At 62.1% G+C, this 22947-nt stretch carries 29 protein-coding genes and 1 tRNA gene; 17 read left to right on the top strand and 13 right to left on the bottom strand.

What is annotated here, in order from left to right; all coding sequences use genetic code 11:
* The first annotated feature begins 47 nt into the window (after window positions 1-47).
* Together KUV51_RS20260 and KUV51_RS20255 are read left to right on the top strand one after the other, a co-directional pair.
* On the top strand, window positions 48-854 hold the full coding sequence (locus tag KUV51_RS20260) for a taurine ABC transporter ATP-binding protein (protein ID WP_222523267.1): 807 nt from the start codon (window positions 48-50) through the stop codon (window positions 852-854).
* Window positions 851-2116, top strand: coding sequence for an ABC transporter permease (locus KUV51_RS20255; RefSeq protein ID WP_222523266.1), 1266 nt, complete (start codon window positions 851-853; stop codon window positions 2114-2116). Before KUV51_RS20260 ends, KUV51_RS20255 begins: the two co-directional genes overlap by 4 nt.
* A gap of 239 nt (window positions 2117-2355) precedes the next feature.
* Here the strand turns inward: KUV51_RS20255 and KUV51_RS20250 are convergent.
* Window positions 2356-2430 (bottom strand) — tRNA-Thr (locus KUV51_RS20250).
* Between the two features lie 84 nt (window positions 2431-2514).
* Between KUV51_RS20250 and KUV51_RS20245 the strand changes: the two genes are divergently transcribed.
* The 10 genes from KUV51_RS20245 (at window position 2515) to KUV51_RS20200 (ending at window position 8932) form a co-directional block, all read left to right on the top strand.
* Complete coding sequence (locus KUV51_RS20245; protein ID WP_189799432.1) at window positions 2515-2664, top strand: hypothetical protein; 150 nt, start codon at window positions 2515-2517, stop codon at window positions 2662-2664.
* Entirely contained in the window at window positions 2657-3928 is a 1272-nt protein-coding gene (gene murA, locus KUV51_RS20240; protein WP_222523265.1) for a UDP-N-acetylglucosamine 1-carboxyvinyltransferase, read from the top strand. The genes KUV51_RS20245 and murA overlap by 8 nt, the downstream gene beginning before the upstream one ends.
* Entirely contained in the window at window positions 3928-4395 is a 468-nt protein-coding gene (locus KUV51_RS20235; protein ID WP_222523264.1) for a DUF2948 family protein, read from the top strand. Before murA ends, KUV51_RS20235 begins: the two co-directional genes overlap by 1 nt.
* The gene (locus tag KUV51_RS20230) at window positions 4388-4888 is read left to right on the top strand and encodes a GNAT family N-acetyltransferase (protein ID WP_222523263.1); all 501 of its coding nucleotides are present in this window, start codon (window positions 4388-4390) and stop codon (window positions 4886-4888) included. The genes KUV51_RS20235 and KUV51_RS20230 overlap by 8 nt, the downstream gene beginning before the upstream one ends.
* A gap of 208 nt (window positions 4889-5096) precedes the next feature.
* A complete protein-coding gene (locus KUV51_RS20225) occupies window positions 5097-5456 on the top strand; it encodes a hypothetical protein (RefSeq protein ID WP_222523262.1) in 360 nt (119 codons plus the stop codon).
* Between the two features lie 105 nt (window positions 5457-5561).
* A complete protein-coding gene (gene hisD / locus KUV51_RS20220) occupies window positions 5562-6863 on the top strand; it encodes a histidinol dehydrogenase (protein ID WP_222523261.1) in 1302 nt (433 codons plus the stop codon).
* A 157-nt stretch (window positions 6864-7020) separates the two neighbouring features.
* A complete protein-coding gene (locus KUV51_RS20215; protein ID WP_147107431.1) occupies window positions 7021-7500 on the top strand; it encodes a UPF0262 family protein in 480 nt (159 codons plus the stop codon).
* A complete protein-coding gene (locus KUV51_RS20210; protein WP_222523260.1) occupies window positions 7501-7962 on the top strand; it encodes a low molecular weight phosphatase family protein in 462 nt (153 codons plus the stop codon).
* Window positions 7962-8354, top strand: a complete 393-nt coding sequence (locus KUV51_RS20205; RefSeq protein ID WP_410001087.1) for a ketosteroid isomerase-related protein — start codon at window positions 7962-7964, stop codon at window positions 8352-8354. The genes KUV51_RS20210 and KUV51_RS20205 overlap by 1 nt, the downstream gene beginning before the upstream one ends.
* Window positions 8351-8932, top strand: a complete 582-nt coding sequence (locus KUV51_RS20200; RefSeq protein WP_222523258.1) for a GNAT family N-acetyltransferase — start codon at window positions 8351-8353, stop codon at window positions 8930-8932. The genes KUV51_RS20205 and KUV51_RS20200 overlap by 4 nt, the downstream gene beginning before the upstream one ends.
* 1 nt (window position 8933) lies before the next feature.
* Here KUV51_RS20200 and KUV51_RS20195 read toward each other — a convergent pair whose 3' ends face one another.
* Window positions 8934-9293 (bottom strand): hypothetical protein, encoded by a 360-nt coding sequence (locus tag KUV51_RS20195; protein WP_222523257.1) that lies wholly within the window; start codon window positions 9291-9293, stop codon window positions 8934-8936.
* 304 nt (window positions 9294-9597) lie between these two features.
* Here KUV51_RS20195 and KUV51_RS20190 point away from each other — a divergent pair, with 304 nt between their 5' ends.
* Complete coding sequence (locus KUV51_RS20190; protein WP_222523256.1) at window positions 9598-9723, top strand: entericidin A; 126 nt, start codon at window positions 9598-9600, stop codon at window positions 9721-9723.
* Between the two features lie 365 nt (window positions 9724-10088).
* Here the strand turns inward: KUV51_RS20190 and KUV51_RS20185 are convergent, their stop codons facing one another.
* Window positions 10089-11369 (bottom strand): hypothetical protein, encoded by a 1281-nt coding sequence (locus KUV51_RS20185; RefSeq protein WP_222523255.1) that lies wholly within the window; start codon window positions 11367-11369, stop codon window positions 10089-10091.
* A 63-nt stretch (window positions 11370-11432) separates the two neighbouring features.
* Between KUV51_RS20185 and lepA the strand changes: the two genes are divergently transcribed.
* From lepA to KUV51_RS20170, 3 genes are all read left to right on the top strand, one after another.
* Window positions 11433-13229: a translation elongation factor 4 gene (lepA, locus tag KUV51_RS20180; RefSeq protein ID WP_222523254.1), complete on the top strand. Its 1797-nt coding sequence runs from the start codon at window positions 11433-11435 to the stop codon at window positions 13227-13229.
* 341 nt (window positions 13230-13570) lie between these two features.
* Window positions 13571-13807: a hypothetical protein gene (locus tag KUV51_RS20175; protein WP_222523253.1), complete on the top strand. Its 237-nt coding sequence runs from the start codon at window positions 13571-13573 to the stop codon at window positions 13805-13807.
* 83 nt (window positions 13808-13890) lie between these two features.
* Complete coding sequence (locus KUV51_RS20170; protein ID WP_222523252.1) at window positions 13891-14310, top strand: hypothetical protein; 420 nt, start codon at window positions 13891-13893, stop codon at window positions 14308-14310.
* Window positions 14311-14338: 28 nt separating this feature from the next.
* Here the strand turns inward: KUV51_RS20170 and KUV51_RS20165 are convergent, their stop codons facing one another.
* Window positions 14339-14869, bottom strand: coding sequence for an REP-associated tyrosine transposase (locus KUV51_RS20165; protein WP_222523251.1), 531 nt, complete (start codon window positions 14867-14869; stop codon window positions 14339-14341).
* A 122-nt stretch (window positions 14870-14991) separates the two neighbouring features.
* Between KUV51_RS20165 and KUV51_RS20160 the strand changes: the two genes are divergently transcribed.
* A complete protein-coding gene (locus KUV51_RS20160; RefSeq protein ID WP_261385962.1) occupies window positions 14992-15183 on the top strand; it encodes a DUF4407 domain-containing protein in 192 nt (63 codons plus the stop codon).
* A gap of 8 nt (window positions 15184-15191) precedes the next feature.
* On the opposite strand, the gene KUV51_RS20155 is transcribed toward KUV51_RS20160, so the two are convergent.
* The 9 genes from KUV51_RS20155 to KUV51_RS20115 all read right to left on the bottom strand — a co-directional run bounded on the left by KUV51_RS20155 (window position 15192) and on the right by KUV51_RS20115 (window position 22906).
* Complete coding sequence (locus tag KUV51_RS20155) at window positions 15192-15596, bottom strand: hypothetical protein (protein WP_222523250.1); 405 nt, start codon at window positions 15594-15596, stop codon at window positions 15192-15194.
* Window positions 15597-15797: 201 nt separating this feature from the next.
* The gene (locus tag KUV51_RS20150; protein ID WP_222523359.1) at window positions 15798-16361 is read right to left on the bottom strand and encodes a PA14 domain-containing protein; all 564 of its coding nucleotides are present in this window, start codon (window positions 16359-16361) and stop codon (window positions 15798-15800) included.
* Window positions 16362-16482: 121 nt separating this feature from the next.
* Window positions 16483-16962 (bottom strand): class I SAM-dependent methyltransferase, encoded by a 480-nt coding sequence (locus KUV51_RS20145; protein WP_222523249.1) that lies wholly within the window; start codon window positions 16960-16962, stop codon window positions 16483-16485.
* A gap of 1 nt (window position 16963) precedes the next feature.
* Entirely contained in the window at window positions 16964-17707 is a 744-nt protein-coding gene (locus KUV51_RS20140; protein WP_222523248.1) for a polysaccharide deacetylase family protein, read from the bottom strand.
* Window positions 17697-18833, bottom strand: coding sequence for a glycosyltransferase family protein (locus tag KUV51_RS20135; protein ID WP_222523247.1), 1137 nt, complete (start codon window positions 18831-18833; stop codon window positions 17697-17699). The genes KUV51_RS20140 and KUV51_RS20135 overlap by 11 nt, the downstream gene beginning before the upstream one ends.
* Window positions 18833-19411, bottom strand: a complete 579-nt coding sequence (locus KUV51_RS20130; protein ID WP_222523246.1) for a histidine phosphatase family protein — start codon at window positions 19409-19411, stop codon at window positions 18833-18835. Before KUV51_RS20130 ends, KUV51_RS20135 begins: the two co-directional genes overlap by 1 nt.
* On the bottom strand, window positions 19408-20475 hold the full coding sequence (locus KUV51_RS20125; protein ID WP_222523245.1) for a glycosyltransferase family 4 protein: 1068 nt from the start codon (window positions 20473-20475) through the stop codon (window positions 19408-19410). The genes KUV51_RS20130 and KUV51_RS20125 overlap by 4 nt, the downstream gene beginning before the upstream one ends.
* Window positions 20472-21713 carry a glycosyltransferase family 4 protein gene (locus tag KUV51_RS20120; RefSeq protein ID WP_222523244.1) on the bottom strand — a complete coding sequence of 414 codons (1242 nt, stop codon included), beginning with the start codon at window positions 21711-21713 and terminating at the stop codon, window positions 20472-20474. The genes KUV51_RS20125 and KUV51_RS20120 overlap by 4 nt, the downstream gene beginning before the upstream one ends.
* The gene (locus KUV51_RS20115; protein WP_410001089.1) at window positions 21710-22906 is read right to left on the bottom strand and encodes a glycosyltransferase family protein; all 1197 of its coding nucleotides are present in this window, start codon (window positions 22904-22906) and stop codon (window positions 21710-21712) included. Before KUV51_RS20115 ends, KUV51_RS20120 begins: the two co-directional genes overlap by 4 nt.
* Window positions 22907-22947 lie beyond the last annotated feature (41 nt).

Below are 22947 nucleotides of genomic sequence, written 5' to 3'. Positions count from 1 at the left end.
CCGTCCGACAGGATGCGACGCGCATCCAAGCCACAGGTGAGAACCTTATGTCCGGATTATCCATCCAAAATCTATCCATGCGTTTCGATCTGCCCAACGGCGGGCATGTTCAGGCGCTGCAGGACGTGTCGCTTGACCTCAAGGCGGGCGAGTTGATGTCCGTGCTGGGCCCCTCGGGCTGCGGCAAGACCACGCTCCTGAACATTGTCGCCGGGTTTCTTGCCCCGACCTCGGGCGTGCTGGAGTTGAACGGCCACCGGGTCGAAGGACCGGACGCCGAGCGCGGCATGGTCTTCCAACAGGGCGCGCTGTTCGAATGGATGAGCGTGCGCGAGAACGTGGGCTTTGGTCCCTCGATGAAGGGCATGCCCAAGAAGGAGAAGGACGAGATCGTCAATCACCTTCTGGACGTTGTCGGCCTGCAGGACTTCAAGGAAAAAGCCGTTTACGAACTGTCCGGCGGGATGCAGCAGCGTGTGGCGCTGGCCCGTTGCCTGGCCAACGACCCCGATGTCATCCTGATGGACGAACCGCTGGGCGCGCTTGATGCGCTGACCCGCGAAAAGATGCAGTCGCTTGTCCTCAAACTCTGGAAAGAGACGGGCAAGACGATCATCCTGATCACCCACTCGGTCGAGGAGGCGCTGCTCTTGGGTGAGCGTCTGCTGGTCATGGCGCCCCGTCCGGGCCGCATTCACACCGAGTATCGCCTGCCCTTTGCCGAGCTGGGCGTCGGTCAGGACCTGCGTGAGGTCAAGAAGCACCCCGAATTCGCCGTCAAGCGCGAGGAGATCCTGGGCATGATCTGGGACATGGAAGAAGAGATTATGGGCCGGACGGAGGAAAGCGCATGATCCCTTTCCTGATTTATGTGGCGATCTTCGTGATCGCGTTCTTTGTCGTCAAAGCCATCGCGCAACGGACGGCGATTGCGGATTACGGCTCGCTCAAGACCGTGACATTTGGCGATGAGAGTGCGGTGACACCCAACCGGGCGGCATCGGTCATTTCGATTCTCACCATCTTCCTGTTGTGGGGGATGTTCACCGGCTCGGCCCTGTTGCCGAAGTTTTTGCATGCGCCCGGGCCTTTCATGGGCACAGGCACCTTTGAATACACTGCGTCCAATGGCGATCAGACCGACACGGCGACCGTGACCGTGGTGGTGCATCCCATTGACGAGGAAACCGACGCGCCCGAAGTGGCCCCTGGCGACGGTTTTGCGAAGGATGACAGCATTGCCATCGGTGTCTGGCGGTCGGGCCTGTTGCGCGTGGACCGCAATGACGAGCTGGGCCGCGACGAAGGCGTCGCCGTGACCGAGATCAACGGCACCCCCGTTGAGCCGGGTGGCAGCGTCGATGTGGGCTTTGGTACCGTGACCATTTCGGACAAGGGCACGCCCAATATCATCCCGGCCAAAGGCTGGCAGATGGAGCCGATCTGGTTGCCTGCCCCGGAGGCGGTTGTGCAGCGCATCGGAGAGATCGCGAGTGCGGGCTTCCGTGGGTCGACCCTGTGGGAGCATCTGGGCTATTCCCTGTTCCGCGTGGTCGTGGGCTTCTTCTTTGGTGCGTTGGTCGGCATTCCGCTGGGCTACGCCATGGGTCTGTCCAATTGGTTCCGCGGGTGGTTTGACCCCATCGTCGAGTTCATGCGTCCGGTGCCGCCCTTGGCCCTGATCCCGCTTGTCATCATCTGGGCAGGCATCGGCGAGACCGGCAAGATCATCCTGCTGTTCCTCGCCGCCCTATGGATCATGGCCATTGCCGCCCGATCGGGTGTGAGTGGGGTGAAGATTTCCAAGGTGCATGCCGCCTACAGTCTGGGGGCGTCCAAGGCGCAGATCATGCGGCATGTCATTGTCCCGAACTCCTTGCCCGAGATTTTCACCGGTGCCCGTGTGGCGATGGGCGTCTGCTGGGGCACGGTTGTGGCCGCCGAGCTGGTGGCCGCCGAACAGGGCGCCGGCATGATGATCATGGTCGCCTCGAAGTTCCAGAACACCGACATCGTGATCATGGGCATCATCCTGATCGGCGTTATCGGCTTCGGTATCGACATGCTGATGCGCTGGGCTGAACGGTTGTTGGTGCCCTGGAAGGGCAAGGGCTGATCCGGTTCTGGCCGGGCAAAGAGGTTGCCCGGACCCTTTTGCCCGCTCTTAGGGCGGGGGCCCTGCGCTTGAAGACAAGGAACAACGGCGCCTCCGGGCGCCGTTTTCATTTGGACCGTTGCGTTTGCGGGGACCGCACCCAGAGGCAGCTTGTCTCAGCGTAGCCCACAAGGGGTGCGCGTAAGTCGAGACCATGCCGCAGCCAAGTGGAGCAAGTGTATCATCGGGCAGGGAAACCGTGGTGCTGCTGGAGAGAATTGAACTCTCGACCTCTCCCTTACCAAGGGAGTGCTCTACCTCTGAGCTACAGCAGCGCCGTGCGCGGCGGGATAGACCCAAATCCGCCCCCATGCAAGCCCATTCTGGACGCCAATTGCCCCCTGCGGTACAGAAGCGCCATGGCAGACAAATCCCCTCCCAAGGCAAAAGCGTCGGATGACCGCGAAGCGCGGCTGAAACAGGCGCTCAAGGCCAATATGGCCAAGCGCAAGGCGCAGGCACGGGCGCGGGCAGAGGCAGGCAAAAAGCAGGAGCAGGACAATGGATAGCATTCTGGTCAAGGGCGGCGGTGCCCTCAACGGACAGATCCCCATCGCAGGGGCGAAGAACGCCTGCCTGACGCTGATGCCGGCGACCCTGCTCAGTGACGAGCCGCTGACGCTGACCAACGCACCGCGGCTTTCCGACATCAAGACAATGACGCAACTCCTGGCCTCGCTCGGGGCCGAGGTCACATCGCTGCAGGACGGTAAGGTGCTCGCCATGTCGACGCATGGCGACATCAACACCCGCGCCGAATACGACATCGTGCGCAAGATGCGCGCCTCGAACCTTGTCCTCGGACCACTGCTCGCCCGCGAAGGGCACGCCGAGGTCTCTCTGCCCGGCGGCTGCGCTATCGGTGCCCGGCCAATGGACATCCACACCGACGGTTTGACCAAAATGGGGGCGGAGATCGAGCTGCGTGATGGCTACCTGCACGCCAAGGCGGACGGGGGCAAGCTCAAGGGCGCGGTGATCGACTTCCCCTTCGCCTCCGTGGGTGCCACCGAAAACATCATGATGGCCGCGACCCTCGCCAAGGGCACGACCGTCATCAACAACGCCGCGCGCGAGCCGGAGATCGTGGACCTCGCCACATGCCTGCGGGCCATGGGGGCGCAGATCGACGGTGACGGCACACCGACGATCACGATCCAAGGCGTCGACAGGCTGCACGGTGCCACCCACCGCGTCGTCACCGACCGGATCGAACTGGGCACTTACATGTTGGCCCCAGCCATCTGCGGGGGCGAGGTGGAACTCCTGGGCGGCAAGATCAACCTGCTGGGCGCCTTCTGCGAGAAACTGGATGCCGCCGGGATCAATGTCGAGGAAACGGACAAGGGCCTGAAGGTCGCGCGCAAGAACGGACGCATCCGCGCCGTGGACGTGACGACCGAACCTTTCCCCGGCTTCCCCACCGACCTGCAGGCACAGATGATGGCACTGCTCTGCACCGCCGAAGGCACCTCGGTGCTCGAAGAGAAGATCTTTGAAAACCGCTTCATGCACGCGCCGGAACTGATGCGCATGGGCGCGGATATCGAGGTGCATGGCGGTACGGCCACCGTGACCGGCGTTGAGCGACTCAAGGGCGCTCCCGTCATGGCGACCGACTTGAGGGCCAGCGTCAGCCTGATCCTCGCCGGTCTCGCCGCCGAAGGGGAAACACGGGTGGCGCGGGTCTACCACCTCGACCGCGGCTACGAGCACGTGGTGCGCAAACTGTCGGGCGTGGGCGCCAACATCGAACGGATCGCGGGGGACTGATGCAGGACGCACGGTTTGAAGACGGGCGCGAGGCGCCCCTGAACCTCGGCGCTATGGACCCCGATGACCTGCAGGTGATCTCGTCACTCGCGCAGGACGCGGTGTTCCCGGTGACCGAGATGACATGGGACCGCAAGGCGCACCGCTTCGGCCTGCTGCTCAACCGCTTCCGCTGGGAAGATCAGGGCACCAGCCGCCACGCCCCCGAACGGGTGCAATCGGTGCTGGCCTTCGACACGGTGCTCAAGGTGGCGAGCCAGGGCGTCGACCGCACGGACAAAGACGTGATCCTGTCGCTCCTGTCGGTGACCTTCGATGCGGGCGAGGACGGCAGCGGCGACATCATTCTGACGCTTGCAGGCGACGGCGCGATCCGGCTGACGGTCGAGGCGATCGAAGCCACGCTCAAGGACGTGACGCGGCCCTACAAAGCGCCTTCCAAATCCGTGCCGCAGCACGATGACTGAGCCATCCGTGCGCCGCCTGACCGGCGCGGATGCGGCAGACTGGCAGCGCTTGCGGCTCGAAGCGCTGTCGACATACCCCGAAGCGTTCCTGACCACCCATGACGAGGCGGCCGCCGTGCCGCTGGACACCGTCGCCGAGCGGCTGGACACAGGCCACTCCTTCGGCGTCTTCCAAGACGCGGCACTGGTCGGCATCGGCAGCCTGATCCCCCTGGCCAAGGCGCAAACGAAACACCGGGCCGAGATCGGCGCCTTCTTTGTCCAGTCTGCAGCACAGGGCAGCGGCGCGGCGGCAGCGCTCATGGACGCCATAGCAAAGGGCGCGGGGCACATTGGAGTGCGGCAACTGGAACTCTACGTGGCCGCCAGCAACACCCGCGCCATCGCGTTCTACACCCGCGCAGGTTTCCGCGAAGTGGGGCAGATCCCCAACGCAACGCTCAGCAACGGGCACGCCGAAACCGACCTGATCATGCTGCGCGAGTTGACGTAAGGCGGATCATGATCCGCCGGGCGCACGGGCACGTGCGCCTTACAATGGATTCACTCAAATAATTGATTTTATTTTATAAATGGAGCTGTCTTGGCGCTGTTCGGGAGGCGCGAAAATCCCAGCATGACGCCCGAATGTCCATGCCTTGACACACCAATAAAGTATCTATCGGTTGAGCCTCGATCCAACGCACAGAAGGGCCGGGACAATGCCGAAAGAAAAGAAATCCTACGACCTTGAGCTGACAATAACGACACAATTGGACCGTCCAACGATCATGCCGTTGGTTGAACGCGCCGCTGTATCGACAGGGCTCTATATTTCACACATTGGTGGCTATTCACGTGTGAAGTACCCCAATTCCGTTCATTGGCACTTCAAGCGAAACCGCAAGGAACCCGGCCTGATCGACGCGACGTTCTGGCAGGAAGGGACCCGTTTCTGGCTGATCGTCAGACATAATGAACCACAATGGGTCCACGATACGGCGCCCGCGCTTCAAGCTGCGCTACAGGCAGAAATCGACAAGCTTGCAACACCGGGTCAAATGACCACCCTGTCCGCATAGCGCCGACCCGCCAACCGCTCAACTTGATGTGACAGACCAAACTTCACACCCCTTGAGCGTGCCCTACCTCCCCGCTATGTCCCCCGTCAGCCGGAAAGGACGCCCATGCCCCAGTTTCTCGACCACAGCGATGCCGACTTCGAAGCACGCTTTACCGCGCTGCTGAACGCCAAGCGCGAGGACAGCCCGGATGTCGATGCCGTCGTCGCAGACATCATCGCCGACGTGCGTACACGCGGCGACGCCGCAGTGATCGAACTGACGGAAAAATTCGACCGGATCGCCCTGACGCCAGACACCATGCGCATCAGCGCTGATGAGGTGGCACAAGCCACCGAAGAGGTCAGCGCCGAAGACCGCGCGGCCCTCACCCTCGCCGCCGACCGCATCCGCGCCTATCACGAACGCCAAATGCCCGAAGACGCTCAATGGACGGACGACGCGGGCGCCACCCTCGGCTGGCGCTGGACCCCGGTGTCCGCAGCGGGTCTCTACGTTCCCGGCGGGCTGGCGACGTACCCATCCTCGGTCCTGATGAACGCGATCCCGGCCAAGGTCGCGGGAGTAGGGCGGCTCGCCATCACGGTCCCCACACCGGATGGCGCCATCAACCCGCTGGTCCTTCTCGCTGCCCAACTGGCAGGCGTGGACGAAATCTACCGCATCGGCGGCGCGCAAGCGATTGCGGCCCTTGCCTATGGCACCGACACCATCGCGCCGGTGGACAAGATCACCGGCCCCGGCAACGCCTTTGTCGCTGCCGCCAAGCGGCGCGTCTTCGGCAAGGTCGGCATCGACATGATTGCAGGCCCGTCCGAGATCCTGGTCATCGCCGACGGCGACAACGATCCCGACTGGATCGCCCTCGACCTGCTCAGCCAGGCGGAACATGACGAAAGCGCGCAGTCGCTGCTGATCACCACGGATCCCGCCTTTGGCCGCGCGGTGGCGGAGGCGGTGGACACCCGGCTTGAAACACTCGAACGCCGAGCCATTGCGGGTGCAAGCTGGCGCGACTTCGGCGCCATCATCACCGTGCCCGATCTCGACACCGCCGTGGCCCTGTCGGACCATATCGCGCCCGAACACCTCGAACTCTGCGTCGCCGACCCCGTGGCGCTGTCGGAAAAGATCACCCATGCCGGTGCGATCTTCCTCGGCCAATGGACGCCTGAAGCCATCGGCGACTATATCGGCGGCCCAAACCACGTGCTGCCCACCGCCCGCTCGGCCCGCTTCTCCTCCGGCCTGTCCGTCATGGATTTCGTCAAGCGCACGACGCTGGCGCAAATGACACCCGACGCCCTACGCGCCATCGGTCCGGGTGCTGAGCGGCTGGCGGCGTCCGAAAGCCTTGAGGCGCATGGGCTGTCCGTGACAGCCCGTCTGCGCAAGTTGAACGGGTAGAGGGGGGCCAGCCCCCCGGCTGCGCCTCCCCCCGTCGTATTTTCAGTCAGAAGAAACGGCATGTCTGCGCTTTGAAACGAGACGCGTGCCATTGTGTTGCCCGCCCCCAAACCCTAAGCATTGCGAAAGATTGTTTCGTGACGAAGGCTCCTACGCCATGACCCGAATTGCCCGCATCACGCTGGATGATGCCAACCTGCCTCCCCCAACCCCCGAGATCGAACAGGAACGCAAGGTGGCGATGTTCGATCTCTTGGAGGACAACACCTTTGTCCTGCCGGGCCGTGACGGGCGCGAGGTGCCCGCGGGTCCTTACCACGTGGGCCTGTCCATCCGTGACAAGCGCCTTGTCTTTGACGTGCTGACCGAGGCCGAGGAGAAGGCCGCCGAGTTCCATCTGTCCCTCGGCCCCTTCCGCCAGGTGGTCAAGGACTACTTCCAGATCTGCGAAAGCTATTTCGAGGCGGTCAAGAAGCTGCCCCCCAGCCAGATCGAAACCATCGACATGGCCCGCCGCGGCATTCACAACGAGGGCAGCCGGGTGCTGCAGGAGCGGCTCGAAGGCAAGGCCGAGGTTGACACCGACACCGCTCGCCGCCTCTTCACCCTGATCTGCGTGCTGCATTTCGGCGGATAGATGACGCAAGCGCTGCCCCAGTCCATCCTCTTCTGCTGCGACCACAACGCGGTCCGGTCGCCCATGGCCGAGGGGATTATGAAGAAGTTCTACGGCACCGGCACTTATGTCCAGTCCGTCGGCGTCAAGAACGACATGGAGATCGACGGCTTTTCCATCGCCGTCTGTCAGGAGATGGGGGTCGAGCTGAGCCGCCACCGCTCGCGCAGCTTTGACGAGATGGAAGACTGGGGCGATGACCTGTCGTCCTTCGACCTCGTGGTCGCCCTCAGCCCCGCCAGCCAGCGCCGCGCGCTGGAACTCACGCGCTACTTCCACCTGGATGTCGAATACTGGCCCATCCTCGACCCTACGGGCCTGGGCGAAACACGCGAGGCCAAGCTCGAAAGCTACCGCGCCGCGCGGGATCAGATCATCGAACGCCTCACCGAACGGTGGGGCGCAGGACGGGAGCAAGCTTGATGGACGTGGTGCACCGCTATTTCGAAGCCTTCAATGCAGGCGACATCGACGGGATGCTCGACTGCCTGACTGACGACATCGCACATCATGTGAACGAGGGTCAGGTGCGCACGGGCAAAGCGCTCTTTCGCGACTTCTGCCAGCACATGAGCCGGTGCTACGGCGAAAACCTCACCGACATGGTGATCTTCTCCGCCGCAAACGACACCCGCGCCGCCGCCGAATACACGGTTAACGGCACCTACCTGCAAACCGACGAAGGACTGCCAGAGGCGACAGGCCAGACCTACCAACTCCCTGCCGGCTCCTTCTTCGACCTCCGCGACGGGCGCATCGCCCGGGTCACCACCTATTACAACCTCGCCGACTGGATCCGTCAGGTCCGCGCATGAGGGTCGAAACACTCACCGGGCCCGACATCGCCGACGCGCTCGATGACGTGGCCCGCCTGCGCCTCGCCGTGTTCCGCGACTGGCCCTACCTCTACGAAGGCGACTTCACCTACGAACGCCGCTATCTCGAGGTCTACGAGCAAAGCAACCGTGCCGTCATTGCGGCGGTCTACGATGGCGACTGGATGGTCGGGGCGGCCACGGCAGCGCCGCTCGCCGAACATGCGGATGCGTTTTTTGAGGCTTTCGCAGGCACCACCATCAACATCGACGCCTGCTTCTACTGCGGGGAAAGCGTGCTCTTGCCGCGCTTCCGGGGGCAGGGCTACGGCCACGCCTTCTTTGACGTGCGCGAGGGGCATGCGCGGGCCAACGGGTACCGCCAGATATGCTTTGCGTCAGTTGTGAGGCCACCGGATCACCCGCTCAGACCGGAGGCCTACCGCTCGCTTGAGCCGTTTTGGGAGGGTCGCGGCTATGCCCGTATGCCCGGCGTGATCGCTCATTTCCCGTGGAAGGACGTGGATCAGCCGGTCGAGACGGACAAGCCGCTGCAGTTCTGGATCAAGGACCTCTAGCTCAGGTGCACTGCCGCGCGGCGCTGTCGCCATAGGCCTTCCAGCGGGTCCAGAACCGTTCGTCGCTGGCGCGGTCGGACTGGCGCACCACCTGCGCCTGCTGTGGATCACTGAAGAACCCCGCGCCGCGCCTCTGTTCGCTGGACGTCAGGGACTGGTTGGCAACGGCCTGCACGCAGCCGCATCGCGCCCGGCTGGCCTGGCTCCGGCCGCCGCTGCGGCAGGCGGAATAGATCGGGCCGGTGGCAAACAGCACCGCATTCTGCGGCACCGCCCGCGTGCTGGAGTAAGAGGACCCGCCGCCGCACGCGCTCAGGCCCAGCATGGCCGCACCGGCGAAAATGGTGGTCAAGACTTTCATGGTTCTGCTCGTCTCTGCCCTGGCGGGTTGTCCCGCTCTGAATGTAAGAAAGTATGGCCCAAGACGATTGCAAGGGCAATTCACGTTCCAGCGCGTGGGCAAAGCCCACGCGCGTCGCCCCGGCAGGGTATCGGCGCAGCCGATGCACGAGAGGGGCTGCGTACTCCCATAAGAGCGGCACCGTAGGCAGCCCCACCCCAAACTCCAAAGCATTCTAAGGAAAAACCCCGCCGACGCACGCCGCGTTGATTTGACCGAACTGATCCGTCTGGCTATGTCATTTGCAAAAGACCGGAGAGCAGACATGACCCGCACCCGCCTGATCCTGCTGGCGATCGTCGCCGCGACAGCCCTGACCGCCTGCGAAACAGCCAAAGGCTTCGGCCGCGATATCACCCGCGCCGCGGACGCGGTAGACCGGGCAATCTAACGACACCGACGCATCAAACGGCACGCCGTAGGGTGCGCATTCACTGCGCACAGCTCGACCGGGTCAAATACACCCGTAGGGCGGGGTTCACCCCGCCACCCCAATCCAACATCCCCAACGAACCGCAGTTCTACGCACCCAGCGCGGAATCAAGGCCGCAGACCGCCGCGTCATCCATTGCCCGGCAGGCGATTTTGCCAAAGCAAAATCTGCCGAGAGGGGCCAGGTCGCCCCCCCCCGGGCTGGCGATGGGTTGATGCTGGCGCGTCGCTCAGATCGAAGATGTGCTTTGCCACCATAAAGCACTGCCGATCAAAGGTCAGACGCCACCCCGCGGCCTGTTGATGGCGCGGCTTCTTGTGCAGTTAAATCTGGGTATCGTGCGGCAATCGTGGCAATACGTCCGGCGCTTCAGGGGCAATGATCCCTTCATAGCACTGGCCAAGTTGCTCAACCAAAGCATCCGCAGATCCGCCAAACAGAACAGAACTGCCCATGATGATCGACGCCCATAAGGTCTTCGATGTGATCAAGCCTGCGGTGCCTTCACCGGCCGTTTTGTAAAACGCGTCGGCAAACAATCTACGTGGGGTGCCAGCATCAGCCGCGTCCTTCAACGCGCTAATCTCTTGTTGCGCTTGAGAAAGGCGTCGGTTCAGGTCCGCGACGGTGTTTGCCGCCAAACGCAGAGCGTCTTCGAGCTCTGTTTCTCGTTGGGACTGCGGCGTACTACTGTTCAATATCGACGCGATGCGATCTAAAATGCCGGGCAACATGCCCAAAGGTTCCAAAGCCTCCGGCAAAGCGTTTTCGACTTCTCGAAGATAGGCGCTGGTGGCCGTATTGATGAACTGTTGCAGGCCGGAAGCCGCGATCCCGTTGGCCGAGGCGTTTTCGAACAAGGCAGCAGATTGGGCTTTAATGACATTCGGCGGCAAAGCGTCCTTCTCTTGTAGGTTCCGCTCAATTTCATCAATCTTACGGGCCACCTTGGCAACAGCATCCTCACCGTCCCAGACCTCATTCGGGATCAACGCAACCTTAGTTGCCAAATCCCAATCGCGAAATGTGCCATCCCACATGCCGCGATACCAACGAGCCCAGAATTCCCATTCCGGGTAGCCGTACAGGCTTTGGATAAATCTACTATGCCTGTTGAAGATATTTTCGGGAGTATTTCTTGCGCTCCAAGCGGGCAGTCCCATCAGATGCTTGGCTGTGAAGCCGCTGTCGATCTCAGTAGCAATCGTTGCAGCGTTACGGTCATCGCCTATGGTGCGGATTGCAGCAATGACAGCGCGGGCCGCATATGACGTATCAATGGCGCGGACGGCACTGGCAGCGGAGAGTGCGAGACGCTCGGCTGTATCAGTTGCAGCCGACAAACAGTCGTTGGCGGCGGAATGCGCCGCTGCCTGCAGCTCGGCCCCGATTTTTGCGGTTTGAGGTAAGCCTGATACTGCTGTAATGAGGTGCGCTCGCAAAACCTTCAACGCCATCCGTTGTCGCTGGCCATCGCGAACGTCGCCAATGTACGGCATCACACGTAGAGTTGCACGACTCGCCATCACGAAACGCATCTCGCGACTTTGCGTCTCAAACCAAACCGTTGCACTCTCTATGTCCGAAAAATCAACATCTGCCATGATCACCCCACCTGCGACACCAACCCCATTGCCAAACCCCAAAAACCCTTACATATCCCAACCATGACACCGCTCAGCCATATCCGCAATTTCTCCATCGTCGCCCATATCGACCACGGGAAATCGACCCTTGCCGACCGCCTGATCCAGTCCACCAACACCGTGGCCGACCGGGACATGAAGGAACAGCTGCTCGACAGCATGGATATCGAGCGTGAGCGGGGCATCACCATCAAGGCCAACACCGTCCGCATCGACTACACCGCGCAGGATGGTGAGCACTACGTCCTGAACCTCATCGACACCCCCGGCCACGTGGACTTCGCCTACGAGGTCAGCCGCTCCATGCGCGCCGTCGAAGGCTCGCTTCTGGTCGTGGACAGCACCCAGGGGGTCGAAGCGCAGACGCTCGCCAACGTCTACCAGGCCATCGACGCCGACCACGAAATTGTCCCCGTTTTCAACAAGATCGACCTGCCCGCATCCGACATCGACCGCGTCGCCGAACAGGTCGAGGACGTCATAGGCATTGACGCGAGCGGCGCCATCGCCGTCTCCGCCAAAACGGGCCAAGGCATCCAGGAAACGCTGGAATCCATCGTCACCCAACTCCCCGCGCCCCAGGGCGACCCCGACGCCGATCTCAAGGCCATGCTGGTCGACAGTTGGTACGACAGCTACCTCGGCGTCATCGTCCTGATCCGGGTCATCGACGGACGGCTGAAAAAGGGCGAAAAGATCAAGTTCCTGTCCAACGGCACCATCCACCACGTCGACCGCGTCGGCGTCTTCCGCCCCGCCATGCAGAACGTGGACAGCCTCGGCCCCGGCGAAATCGGCTTCCTCACCGCGTCGATCAAACAGGTCCGCGACACCCGCGTCGGCGACACCATCACCCACGAACGCAAGGAGGTCGAACCGCTCCCCGGCTTCAAACCCGCCCAACCAGTCGTCTTCTGCGGCCTTTTCCCCGTAGACTCCGCCGAATTCGAAGACCTCCGCGACGCCATCGACAAACTCGCCCTCAACGACGCCTCCTTCTCCTTCGAAATGGAAACCTCCGCCGCCCTCGGCTTCGGCTTCCGCTGCGGCTTCCTCGGGCTTCTGCACCTCGAAGTGATCCGCGACCGGATCGAGCGGGAATACGGCATCGAACTGATCACCACCGCGCCTTCGGTCATCTACCACGTCCACATGCGCGACGGCACGATGATGGAGCTGCACAACCCCGCCGACATGCCCGACCTCACCCATGTCGACCACCTCGAAGAGCCGCGGATCAAGGCCACGATCCTCGTCCCCGACGACTACCTCGGCGACGTGCTGAAACTCTGCCAGGACCGCCGCGGGATCCAGGAAGACCTCACCTACGCCGGCTCCCGCGCCATGGTCGTCTACGACCTGCCGCTGAACGAGGTGGTGTTCGACTTCTACGACCGGCTGAAATCCGTGACCAAGGGCTATGCCTCCTTCGACTACCAACTGACGGGCTACCGCACGGACAACCTGGTGAAAATGTCGATCCTGGTGAATGACGAGCCTGTGGACGCCCTGTCGATCATGGTCCACCGCGACCGGGCCGAGATGCGCGGACGCGCCATGGTCGAAAAGCTCAAAGACCTGATCCCCCGCCACATGTTCAAAATCCCGATCCAGGCGGCGATCGGCGGCAAGGTCATCGCGCGCGAGACACTATCCGCCATGCGCAAGGACGTGACGGCGAAATGCTACGGCGGGGACGCGACGCGGAAGCGAAAGCTACTGGACAAGCAGAAGGCCGGGAAGAAGAAGATGCGTCAGTTCGGGAAGGTGGATATTCCGCAGGAGGCATTCATCAGCGCACTCAAAATGGACGGCTAAGCCGCCCGTTTTGGACGCTGAGGAATGCCAGTGCGCGAAAGTCGTATCGCGCAGCGATGCGCGTAGTGGCACCCGGTTGCAGCGATGTTAAAGCGTAGTCAATTTGAGTAAGGATACTTAAAAAATAGCGCATGCAACTCCAGTCGAACCTAGCAGAATGTTTGCTGGTGCGAGTGGATTCTTTGTCGTCTTACAGAAGAATATCCAGGCTTTGATGGCGGGCGACATGCTGCTAAATTCAATTAAAGTGTTGATTTTAAACAGAAAATAGTGATTTGCGCGAGCTTAACAAATTGTTTACAGTTCATTGTCAAAAGGGTGTGGGCAACTAATTCAAAGCTATGATTGATACTATCTCTCACAAAAAATCTTTGTGGTTCAGTGTATTGCGTTTAGCTGCATTGGGTAAAGCCGCTATTGTCGGTATTAGTTTGAGCCTTGCTCTCATGGGAGCATTTGACGTCGCATTTGCAGTTACCGCAGAGCAATGGTGGGACAGCATTCGGCCAGATTGGATCGTAAATGTTGTCGCTGCTACTGGAGCAGTGGGTGGCATAATTGCAAGAATTGTCGCTTAACTTGAGCAGTCAGTAACTATGTAGTATTCACACTTTGTTCATGCCCAATATGGTGGGCTTGAAGTAAGATGTATGGTTGCTACATGGCGGTTGAGGCAAATACAGTAGAGCTGAGCGGGTTTTCTTGGTTAGAAGCCGTTCTTTTCCCTTCTACTTCCGAACACTTAGGCATCTTCTATCTCACCTGGATAGGATTGTTCTTGTTTGTTCATTTAGTATGGGATGCCAAGTCGGCTGAGACTCCAGGTTTCCATCTTCGTCGGCTTGAATCCAAGTTTAGTGTTCTATTCAGTGCAGCGACCTTTTCCTCAAGCTTCATAGTAATACTATCAGTTCCTTTTGCACCAGTTCGGCTGTTGCTTGCAGACACAAGTCTGCCGCTTGTGCTGTCAGGGTTTTCTGGTTTGCTATTAAGTATTCCGGCACTCTGCCCATATGAAATTCGCAAGCAGTTTCGTGAAGAGGTTAGCAAAGACGACACTGCAAAGGGTGGGGGAGGCTAAACAAGCTTGGAGTTTACAACGCTCCGCCCTACAAAACCAAATCCATCCCCACCCGAAACCGCGCGTCCCAATGCACACTCGAATGCGCCCAATCCTCGGGCCGTTCCACAAATCCATGCTTCACCGGGTTCAACCAACAATACCGCACATGGGTGAGGTAATCCGCCTCGTCCCGAATGTGATGCTCCCAGAACCGAGGTTGCCAAAGCCCAACCTCTCCTTTGCGCCGTAGGGCGGGGTTCACCCCGCCATTCACATTTCCAACGGGGTCCGGCGGGGTGAACCCCGCCCTACGGCATGACAGCGAAAACCGCGCCTTGATCGCGCCCCATCGCGTCGAAAAATCCCGGTCCCCAACCGGCAACGTCCACGCACAATGCAAATGGTCCGGCAACACGACAAACGCATCAATCCGAAACGGCCTCTCCGCCTTCGTCACCCGCACCGCCTCGCGCAACGCCTCAACCTCATCCACCAACACGCGGCTTCCCCGCCGCGCCAACGCAACGGTGAAAAACACGGACGCTCCACTGACCTTCGGACGCACATAATTCGGCATCCCCCAGCCCTGCCAAACCCATGGTTAACCACCCATAAACGCCCGAAGATTTGACCGACATCAATGCACCCCGCCGCATGCCGCTGCACACTCCGCTCAACCCAAAGAACCGGAGGCCCCACATGCAGCGTTTCATGCTGTTCCTTGTCCTGCACATCTTCATCGGCGCCACCATGGCGGGCACGGGTGTCATTGCCGCGCTGTCCATGGGCTATGGCACGGTCGGCCCGATCCTGATCGCCGCCGCCATCGGCTTTGTCGCGTCCTTCCCCGTCACATGGATCGTGCAAAAGCGGATCACCAGCCTCGGCTGAGCCACGCCTCACGTCTCTCCGGACATCTCCGCAATCTCCTGCGCCGACAATCGTCGCGGAGTGTGGCTGTGCGGGTCGTAGGTCAGCACCTTCTTATGCTCCGCGTCACTGGTCCCGACCCGTGGATACAGACGTTCGACCGTCATCATCGGATCCGACAGCCAGCGCTTGCGTTCTTCGATGGCCGCGACGTGGCGGCTGTGATCGATCTGTGCCCGGTGCAGCGCCTCGCGCGGGTCGAGGCCGATGGCCCTGTGCAGGATCGTCTCGTCCCGCATCGGGATGATCACGGCGCGCGGTTTGCCGTGAAAGGTCAGCCACAGGTGCCCCATCTCTTCGTAGACGAATTTCAGCTCGTGTCGCCCGTGTCGCCGCAGGTTGCTGAAAGAAATCTGCCGAATTTCTGTTGCCATGGTGTCGCACCTTTCTCTGCCCAGACCAAAATGCGCAGTTTTCGGCCCAAAATGTGCGGTTCACCAGAAACGGCCCCGAAACCTCAGGTTGGGGCCGTTTGAAAATGTGCAGTTTCGGGCCGAAACATCGCGGTTTCGACCCTAGTCTTCGGCGCTGAGGTCCGTGTGAACGTACCGTCCGCTGCGCTCACCCCGTTTTAACTAGTGCCCGAACGCCGCGTCGGGCATCCAGTCGGGCGCCCCCTGTCCGGCCCGCATATGCAGGCACGCGGTGCCGACCCGCTGAAAGTACGTAATATCAACGGGATACCAGCCCGCTTCCGGCACTTCGACTTGCACGGCGCGGGTTTCAAAGCACTTTTGCCGCCCGTCGAAATAGCCCACCGTCTGCCCGCCAACCTTGGCGTCGAGCCCATCATTCGTAAGAAAATCAATGGCATAGGTGCCCGGCGCGTCGAACTTCACATAGCCCGAAATCGCCGCCGCCACGTAATGCGCCCGTTTCGAGGTCAGCGTGTTGTCTCCATCCGCCGTATCCCGGTAGTCGAGCCCCGCCAGAGCAGGCCCCGCCTCGCCCCGTTTCAAGGCCCGTATGGCTTGATTTAAGCTTTTAACATCAGGGGGATAGGCGTATTTCACAGCCAGTCCGGGCTTCAGCCCCGAAGGCTGCGGATTGGCCGGTGTCAGCTTCAAAGGCGCTGCCAAAGCAGCCGTCGCCCATACAAGTGCCGTCACGGCCAAAGCGGCCGTCTTCAACATCTTCATCATGATCTCCCGTTGGTCCCGACCGCTTTTCGACACGGCCTTGAATCACCGGAAAGCTTAGAAGCCATTGCCGCCCACTGACAACAGGGCCAGGGCTAAACGTCACGAAACATTGGCAAAACTACACGCTGAGGTAGAAAAGGTAGCGATCCGGGGCAATGGTGTCCGGCCCGCAGATCTGCTCGAACCCCACCAGCGGCTGCTGCGACAGGATCAGCCCGCCGGGCGCCATCACCGCCGCGATCAAAGGGCTCAACCGCTGCCCTTCCTCGACATCCTTTTCCTTGATGCCGTAGCCGAAATCGTAGTGGGCAAGCGCCATCCGGCGACCGTCTTGCGCAAGGCGGGCCAACATGGGTTCTGCCTCGCCTTCCAGAAAATCCGCTTCCGGTGGCACGCAGCTCGGGTGGCATTTCAAGACGCGGTCGATCACCCAGATCCGACGCTCGGGCAATTGCTGACGCAAATGGTCGTAGGTTCGACCATTGCCGAGACCCATCTCAAGCACATCGCCCTCCATGTCCGCGATCTTTTCAGCGGCCCAGTTGATGCCGTCGATCTGCGCGGTCAGGCGCCGCCGCATGGATTCCAATCTGCTCATTTCAAGTCGTCTCCATCGTCCAGGGCGTGGCGCCGCCGGACAGTATTTCGTGTATGAATGCCTCGGTAAAAGCCCAGATCGCGGGGGTGTGAACCAGGTGATGGGTCAAGAGGCCAAGCGGCTCGGTTGCATCTTCCTCGGCCTGACGTCGCGCCCGCAAATGGGCGACGGTGCTCTGTATCAATGCGCCCGGCTCCACAAGATCTCGTGTCCCTTTCCACCAGATCGGGTCGATGTGGGTGTTGATTTGCATCAAGCCAGCGGCGGCTTGCGGCCCGGATCGCGCGCCAAAGGTTGATAGGGCGGTGAAACCCTGCTCTGCCAGAACGGGCAGCAATGTGTCGCGGATGCGGTTCCAGGGGGGGACGAATATCGGACGCAACGACCGGCCAAAGAGTGTCTGCATGACCTCCAGTCCGCGGGCAGCGTCGGTGGCCAGATCGGGGCGATCGGTCAGGAACTCGTTCTTCTTTTCGCCGGGTCCGCTGTGGTCACGGTGCATCCAGCCGTGCACCACGGGGACCATCTGCTCGGCCTTGGTATAGTCTGCCAGCGCGGGTGTGGTCCGCGCTGGTATAACGGCCAGATGAACGGCAACGCCGGAGGTGCGTGACAGGGCGGCCAGTTCATCCAGCGCTGCCGTGGGTTCAATCGCATCGTCGTCGCGCCACCAGAAGGGCACCGCCACGCCATCGCGCCGGCACGCAGCGAGTTCCTGTCGCAAGGGGGTCCAGTCAGTCTCCATGCACGCTCCGCCTGTACAGATCATGCACGATGGCAACGGTTTGCCCTGCACCATCCATGCCGGTTGTTCTGGGTGGTCGGTCCGGGCCATGGGCGGCCCGTGCAAGAGCATGTAACAGCGCGTCGCCGGACAGGTCCGCTTGTTGGATCATGGCGATGCCGGGCAATCCGCTCAACGCTCTGGCACGCAGGCTCTGTTCAACCTCTCCGCCATCGTCGAACGGGACCACTACAGCGCGAACGCCGGTTTGCAATACGTCCAGCGCCGTGTTGTAGCCGCACATGGAGACGGAGACACGCGCAGCCAACAGCAACTGACGGAAATCGGGCCGAGGTGCTTCGATCACGGTGTTTTCGGTGGCGCGTTCGCGCAGGGCATCGCGCCGCGATGCGTCTCCTCCCACCAGCAGGTGCCAGGAGCGGGCACGGTCATTTACGGCCGCGTCGACGGCGGCTCGAAACACGGCATCGCCGACCGTGCCGCCACCAGCGCTGACGACAATGTCATGCCCGGTCGCGGCCTTGGCCCGGGGCATCGGCGGGGCGACAAAGCCGGTATAGTGTAGCTTTGCCTGCATGGCTTCCGACACGGGCCAGCTTTCCTGCAACGCAATGACATCCGGATCCGAATGAACCAATACACCGTCATACGTGCCCGCGATCAGCTCCTCCGCAAAGGTCACCTTGGCCGGCTGTGATGGTGGAGCGAGAATGTCCCGGATGGACGACAGGATCAGTGGGCGTGATGGCAGTGCACGTGCCATGGTCAGCAGGGCCTGAAACTCCTGCTTGAGCGTCCGCCTGCCAAAGGGGAACAGCTCGGTTATCAGAACGTCAGGCGGGGTGTCTTGCACGTGCGCCAGAAGCGCGTTCTGCCGGTTTGCCAGATATGACGTGTCTGCCGCCTCTTCTGCATCGGTCAACAGGTTGGAAAAGTCGGTGCCGTCCGAGTGCAGGGGCGGCAATTGGACAAAGTCCAGATTGTCGGTGCTGAAGTGGGGCACGGGGCGCCCGCCGCTGATCACGGTGACGGCATCACCGGCAGCGGCAAAGGCGCGACCGAGGGTCAGGGCGCGGGCCAGATGCCCTGTCCCCAGCAGATGTGTGACGACGATCGTAACCTGCATCAGCGCCGCTCCAGCCGTTCCACGTCGGGGGCGAGGGTGAGCGTATCGCCATCGATATGCAGGATGAACAGGCGGTTGCGCTTGATCCGGAAGGGGGCCGGGCCCTCGAATTGCCAGCCCGTGGCCAGGGCCAGCAGAACACGCATCGTACCGATATGGCAGATGGCGACCGTGTCCCGTTCGAGATCGCGCGCCCATGGTATCAGCCGGTCACGCAAGGCGCTTGGGGGTTCGCCACCCGGTGGGCAGTAGTCCCAGCCCCAATCCTCGATGTGCCGGAAACCGCTGGCGGGATCCTTGGCCAGTTCGGCGCCGTGCTGGCCTTCGAATGTGCCCCAGTTCATCTCGATCAGGCTGGGTTCGATGCGGGGCGCATGTCCGGCGACCAGTGTGGCGGTCTGCACGGCACGGGTGAGGGGGCTCGACACCAAATCGGCAGCGTGCCAGCCCTTTGGCAGCGACAGCGCACCCAGTTCTGTGCGCGCGTCGTCGTCGAGTGGAATGTCGCTGCGCCCCTGCAGGCGCCCCTCGCGGTTCCAGGCCGTATGGCCGTGACGAAGTAGGGCAAGCCGGATCATATCGCCGCCCCGATCCCTGTGCGCAGGGCGTCAGCGGCCGCGGGCAGCAGATGATGCGCCTGCATCTTTTGCCGCGCGTCCGCCGCCGCGGCGTGGTGGAGGTCGGGCTGCGTCAGCAATGCATTCAACCGGGCCGCCATCGCGTCGGGACCGCCCGTTACAGTGGGCTGCACCCCCTCAACCACGTCACGCACACCGGGTCGATCCTGTGCCACGACGGGCAGCCCGGCCGCCTGTGCTTCAAGATAGGCATACCCGAACGCTTCGTTGACGCCGGGCCAGAACAGCAAGCGGGCCTTTGCGTACAGTTGTTGCAAAGCGTCGGTCGACAGGGCACCCAGCATCTTCACGCGTGCGCCGAAGGGTGCCATGAGTTGCACGACCTCGGCCTGCGCCGGGCCGTCGCCCACGATGTCAAGCCGCCAGTCGAGGCCCGGTTCCAGCCGTTCCAGGGTATCCGCAATCAGCGCGTAAGAGGCCAGCTTGTCTCCGTTGCGCATCATGCCGACGCTCAGCATGGCACCGCTGTGATCCGACGGGCTGGGCAAGGTTTCGATCGGAAGAAAGGGGGGCAGACGGGTCAGGATCTGACCGTCGGGTGCGTCACGGCGCAACGTCTCGGCATCGCGTTCGGTCACGTAGAAAATCGTGTGAGCCTGATCGCTTGCCGCCTCGGCAGCGGCTGCAAATGCGGCCCACGGACCCGACAGCCGCTTGCGCGCGCGGGTGCTTTCGATCTGGATGTAGGGCAGTCCCAAAGCCTGCGCCACGGCGGGTCCGATCAGGTCCGGGGCCTTATAGTAGTTGTGATAGGTCAGCCAACAGCGCCATGTGCGCGCGTCCGGCAAGGCGAGGATGCGCGCGACCTCGGTCTTTGCCTGCCGTGTCAGATCGGCTTGCACCAGGCTGTCGCCGCGCCCGTCGTAAATGCGCACATCGGACGGGATCGCCGTGGCAAAGCCGGCATGTTCCAGCGCGCGGATCAGTGCCCGCGCCATGGTCCTGTCGCCTGACGGCACGGGATGGTCCGGTGCCTTGAGCGGGGCGTAAAAGGCAACGGTCATTGAGACCCCATCAAGGCGCGCAGTCGCTTGGCGAGATGGTTTATGCCGGGCTGCATTCTGAATTCTGCATGTAGCCGTGTGTGAGCTGCATCTGCCAGTCGCGGGCCAAGGTCCGGGTCAGCCGCGACCGCGCCCATCGCCTGGGCCAGCGCGCCGGGGGCGTCGTCGCTCAGGATGCCGTGTACGCCTGTGTCAATGAATTCGGGGATGGCGGAGACGGGCGTGCTGAGGATCGGGAGCTTTTGGCTCGCGGCTTCCATGAGCACGTTGGGCAGGCCATCACGATCGCCGTCGGCGGCCACGCGGCTCGGCAACACGAACAGATCCGAGGCGCGCATGGCCGTGATGACCTCGGGCTGGTCACAGGCACCGCGCCATGTGACGCGCCGGGTCAGCCCCAAACGAGCCGCATGTGCCGCCAGCTCGTGTTTCAGAGCGCCGCCACCAATATGTGTCCAGTGCCAATCGAGGTCAGACGGCAGCAACGCGAGGGCTTCGAGCAACCGGTCAAACCCCTTCTTTTCGACCAGACGGCCCACCGACAGCATTCGAAACGGATCGCCAGAGGCCCGCGCCCCGCGCGCTGGAGGGTCTGGAAAACGCGACAGGTCCAATCCGTGATAGACCAGATCCACCTCGGTACCCGTCGACAGGGCGTTCAGGTGTTCGGCGCCAAAGGCAGTACAGGTCGCGCCGAACGTGGCTCCGGCGGCATCCGGTGACAGCTTCTCGCGCAGTTCCCACTCGGGTGAGGTCCAGATGTCCTTGGCATGGGCCGAAAAGGACCAGGGTACACCGCGCAGCACGGCGGCATAGCGCGCGACTGATGATGGTGTGTGCAGGAAATGGGCGTAGATCGCCGTTGTTCCGGCAGGAAGCTCCCGCGCCATCACGCAGGCCTGCCCGAAACGGCGCACACGGTTGCGGGTCCGGTCCCGCCGCAGATCCCGCAGAAAGGCACGAAATGCGGGCCAGAACGCCTGCCTTCCCAGTGCGGACAGGATGCCACGCAAGACACGCACGGGTTCTTGGTGCAGATATTCCGGCAGATAGTGTACTTCCGCGTTCAGCCTCTCGTGCAGGGGGTGCCTCTTGGCCTCCGTAGGGTGGCGGAGAGACCAGATGGCAAAGTCGATGCCCGCCTCCTCCAGAGCCACGAGTTCCTGCGCGATAAATGTCTCGGACAGGCGGGGCCAGCCCTTGACCGCAATGGCAAGACGAGGTGTGGCTTGCGTCATTCGGCGGCGTCGTTCAACGGGTGCTGCATCAGCGCCCGGGCGCGCGCAATCACCACGTCCAGCCCGTCAAGCAGGCCATCGGCACCCGCCTCGGACGGGCGCTTTTGATAGGGCAGGGCGCGGATGGCGTTGACCATGGCGTCGGTCGTCAGCCCCTCGCGGAACCGGTCGAGGTTCCGGACCAGGCCCAGCTCTTCGGCCCTGTGTGCCCGGATCCACTGTTCCAGCCGAGGCTCGGTGCGAGGCACGATGACGGCGCGCTGATCAAAGGACAAAAGCTCGCAGAACGTGTTGTAGCCGCCCATGCAGATCACGCCTTGTGCCGCGGCAAACAGCGGCTCGATCTTGCTGTCGAACCCCGTGGACGTCACCCGGTCCCCAAGCGCCTCGACCCGTCTTTCGAATTTCTCGCGGACTTCGCCCGACAGGAAGGGGCCGTAGACGAGAACAGCATGTGGCCCGAGGGCCGGGTCCTGCTCGTACGCAGACAAAACCAGATCCACCATTGCCGCGCCGTCTCCGCCACCGCCGGGCGTGACCAGAATATAGGGGGTATCGGGCACCTCGGCGGCGTCCACGATGCTGCGGCGCAAGTACCCGGTCCAGACGGTGCGGGCGCGTACATCATCCGACAGGGGCAGGCCCTGTGTCGGATCATAGACCGACCGCATCCCGTAGACCCAGATCTCATCGTAAAACGCTTCGGCGGCTGCCACTGCGCCCTTCCGCTCCCATTCCGCAGCCAGCACGTCGGGTTCATCCAGAACATCTCGCAAACCAAGCACGATCCGCGTCCGACGGTCACGGCGCAGACGTTCCAGGGTGTCGGTCAACTCGCCACGAAAGCCGGTGGGTTCCTTGTCGACGATCAGCAGGTCGGGTTCGTATTGCCCGATCGTCGAGGTGATCAGGGCGGAGCGCAGTGCGGTCGTGGCCTCGATGTCCATCCCTTCGGTCTGGCTGGCATAGGTGCCGTCGGCCAGTTTCTTGACGCCGGGCAGACGCACGTGGTCGACAGCCGGGGGAAAAGTGAAGCGACCCGCGACCGGGCTGCCGGTCAGGATGATGGCACTTTCGGCAACACCGGACTGTGTGAGCGCAGAGGCCAGCGCACGGCTGCGCCGCAAATGACCCAAGCCAAATGTGTCGTGACTGTAAAGCACGACCCGGCCCGTACCGGTGCCGCAGGACATCGTCACAGAGGTTTTGGATTGGCCCATTGTCGTCGTCTTTT

This window comes from Tateyamaria omphalii, assembly GCF_019802125.1.
Classification (GTDB): domain Bacteria; phylum Pseudomonadota; class Alphaproteobacteria; order Rhodobacterales; family Rhodobacteraceae; genus Tateyamaria; species Tateyamaria omphalii_B.
This window is presented reverse-complemented; position numbering and strand designations above follow the sequence as displayed.

Excerpts from the sequence above, each read along its gene's own strand:
- KUV51_RS20260 (WP_222523267.1), top strand. The coding sequence starts at position 48 with ATGTCCGGATTATCCATCCAAAATCTATCCATGCGTTTCGATCTGCCC.
- KUV51_RS20255 (WP_222523266.1), top strand. The coding sequence starts at position 851 with ATGATCCCTTTCCTGATTTATGTGGCGATCTTCGTGATCGCGTTCTTT.
- KUV51_RS20245 (WP_189799432.1), top strand. The coding sequence starts at position 2,515 with ATGGCAGACAAATCCCCTCCCAAGGCAAAAGCGTCGGATGACCGCGAA.
- murA (WP_222523265.1), top strand. The coding sequence starts at position 2,657 with ATGGATAGCATTCTGGTCAAGGGCGGCGGTGCCCTCAACGGACAGATC.
- KUV51_RS20235 (WP_222523264.1), top strand. The coding sequence starts at position 3,928 with ATGCAGGACGCACGGTTTGAAGACGGGCGCGAGGCGCCCCTGAACCTC.
- KUV51_RS20230 (WP_222523263.1), top strand. The coding sequence starts at position 4,388 with ATGACTGAGCCATCCGTGCGCCGCCTGACCGGCGCGGATGCGGCAGAC.
- KUV51_RS20225 (WP_222523262.1), top strand. The coding sequence starts at position 5,097 with ATGCCGAAAGAAAAGAAATCCTACGACCTTGAGCTGACAATAACGACA.
- hisD (WP_222523261.1), top strand. The coding sequence starts at position 5,562 with ATGCCCCAGTTTCTCGACCACAGCGATGCCGACTTCGAAGCACGCTTT.
- KUV51_RS20215 (WP_147107431.1), top strand. The coding sequence starts at position 7,021 with ATGACCCGAATTGCCCGCATCACGCTGGATGATGCCAACCTGCCTCCC.
- KUV51_RS20210 (WP_222523260.1), top strand. The coding sequence starts at position 7,501 with ATGACGCAAGCGCTGCCCCAGTCCATCCTCTTCTGCTGCGACCACAAC.
- KUV51_RS20205 (WP_410001087.1), top strand. The coding sequence starts at position 7,962 with ATGGACGTGGTGCACCGCTATTTCGAAGCCTTCAATGCAGGCGACATC.
- KUV51_RS20200 (WP_222523258.1), top strand. The coding sequence starts at position 8,351 with ATGAGGGTCGAAACACTCACCGGGCCCGACATCGCCGACGCGCTCGAT.
- KUV51_RS20195 (WP_222523257.1), bottom strand. The coding sequence starts at position 9,293 with ATGAAAGTCTTGACCACCATTTTCGCCGGTGCGGCCATGCTGGGCCTG.
- KUV51_RS20190 (WP_222523256.1), top strand. The coding sequence starts at position 9,598 with ATGACCCGCACCCGCCTGATCCTGCTGGCGATCGTCGCCGCGACAGCC.
- KUV51_RS20185 (WP_222523255.1), bottom strand. The coding sequence starts at position 11,369 with ATGGCAGATGTTGATTTTTCGGACATAGAGAGTGCAACGGTTTGGTTT.
- lepA (WP_222523254.1), top strand. The coding sequence starts at position 11,433 with ATGACACCGCTCAGCCATATCCGCAATTTCTCCATCGTCGCCCATATC.
- KUV51_RS20175 (WP_222523253.1), top strand. The coding sequence starts at position 13,571 with ATGATTGATACTATCTCTCACAAAAAATCTTTGTGGTTCAGTGTATTG.
- KUV51_RS20170 (WP_222523252.1), top strand. The coding sequence starts at position 13,891 with ATGGCGGTTGAGGCAAATACAGTAGAGCTGAGCGGGTTTTCTTGGTTA.
- KUV51_RS20165 (WP_222523251.1), bottom strand. The coding sequence starts at position 14,869 with ATGCCGAATTATGTGCGTCCGAAGGTCAGTGGAGCGTCCGTGTTTTTC.
- KUV51_RS20160 (WP_261385962.1), top strand. The coding sequence starts at position 14,992 with ATGCAGCGTTTCATGCTGTTCCTTGTCCTGCACATCTTCATCGGCGCC.
- KUV51_RS20155 (WP_222523250.1), bottom strand. The coding sequence starts at position 15,596 with ATGGCAACAGAAATTCGGCAGATTTCTTTCAGCAACCTGCGGCGACAC.
- KUV51_RS20150 (WP_222523359.1), bottom strand. The coding sequence starts at position 16,361 with ATGAAGATGTTGAAGACGGCCGCTTTGGCCGTGACGGCACTTGTATGG.
- KUV51_RS20145 (WP_222523249.1), bottom strand. The coding sequence starts at position 16,962 with ATGAGCAGATTGGAATCCATGCGGCGGCGCCTGACCGCGCAGATCGAC.
- KUV51_RS20140 (WP_222523248.1), bottom strand. The coding sequence starts at position 17,707 with ATGGAGACTGACTGGACCCCCTTGCGACAGGAACTCGCTGCGTGCCGG.
- KUV51_RS20135 (WP_222523247.1), bottom strand. The coding sequence starts at position 18,833 with ATGCAGGTTACGATCGTCGTCACACATCTGCTGGGGACAGGGCATCTG.
- KUV51_RS20130 (WP_222523246.1), bottom strand. The coding sequence starts at position 19,411 with ATGATCCGGCTTGCCCTACTTCGTCACGGCCATACGGCCTGGAACCGC.
- KUV51_RS20125 (WP_222523245.1), bottom strand. The coding sequence starts at position 20,475 with ATGACCGTTGCCTTTTACGCCCCGCTCAAGGCACCGGACCATCCCGTG.
- KUV51_RS20120 (WP_222523244.1), bottom strand. The coding sequence starts at position 21,713 with ATGACGCAAGCCACACCTCGTCTTGCCATTGCGGTCAAGGGCTGGCCC.
- KUV51_RS20115 (WP_410001089.1), bottom strand. The coding sequence starts at position 22,906 with ATGTCCTGCGGCACCGGTACGGGCCGGGTCGTGCTTTACAGTCACGAC.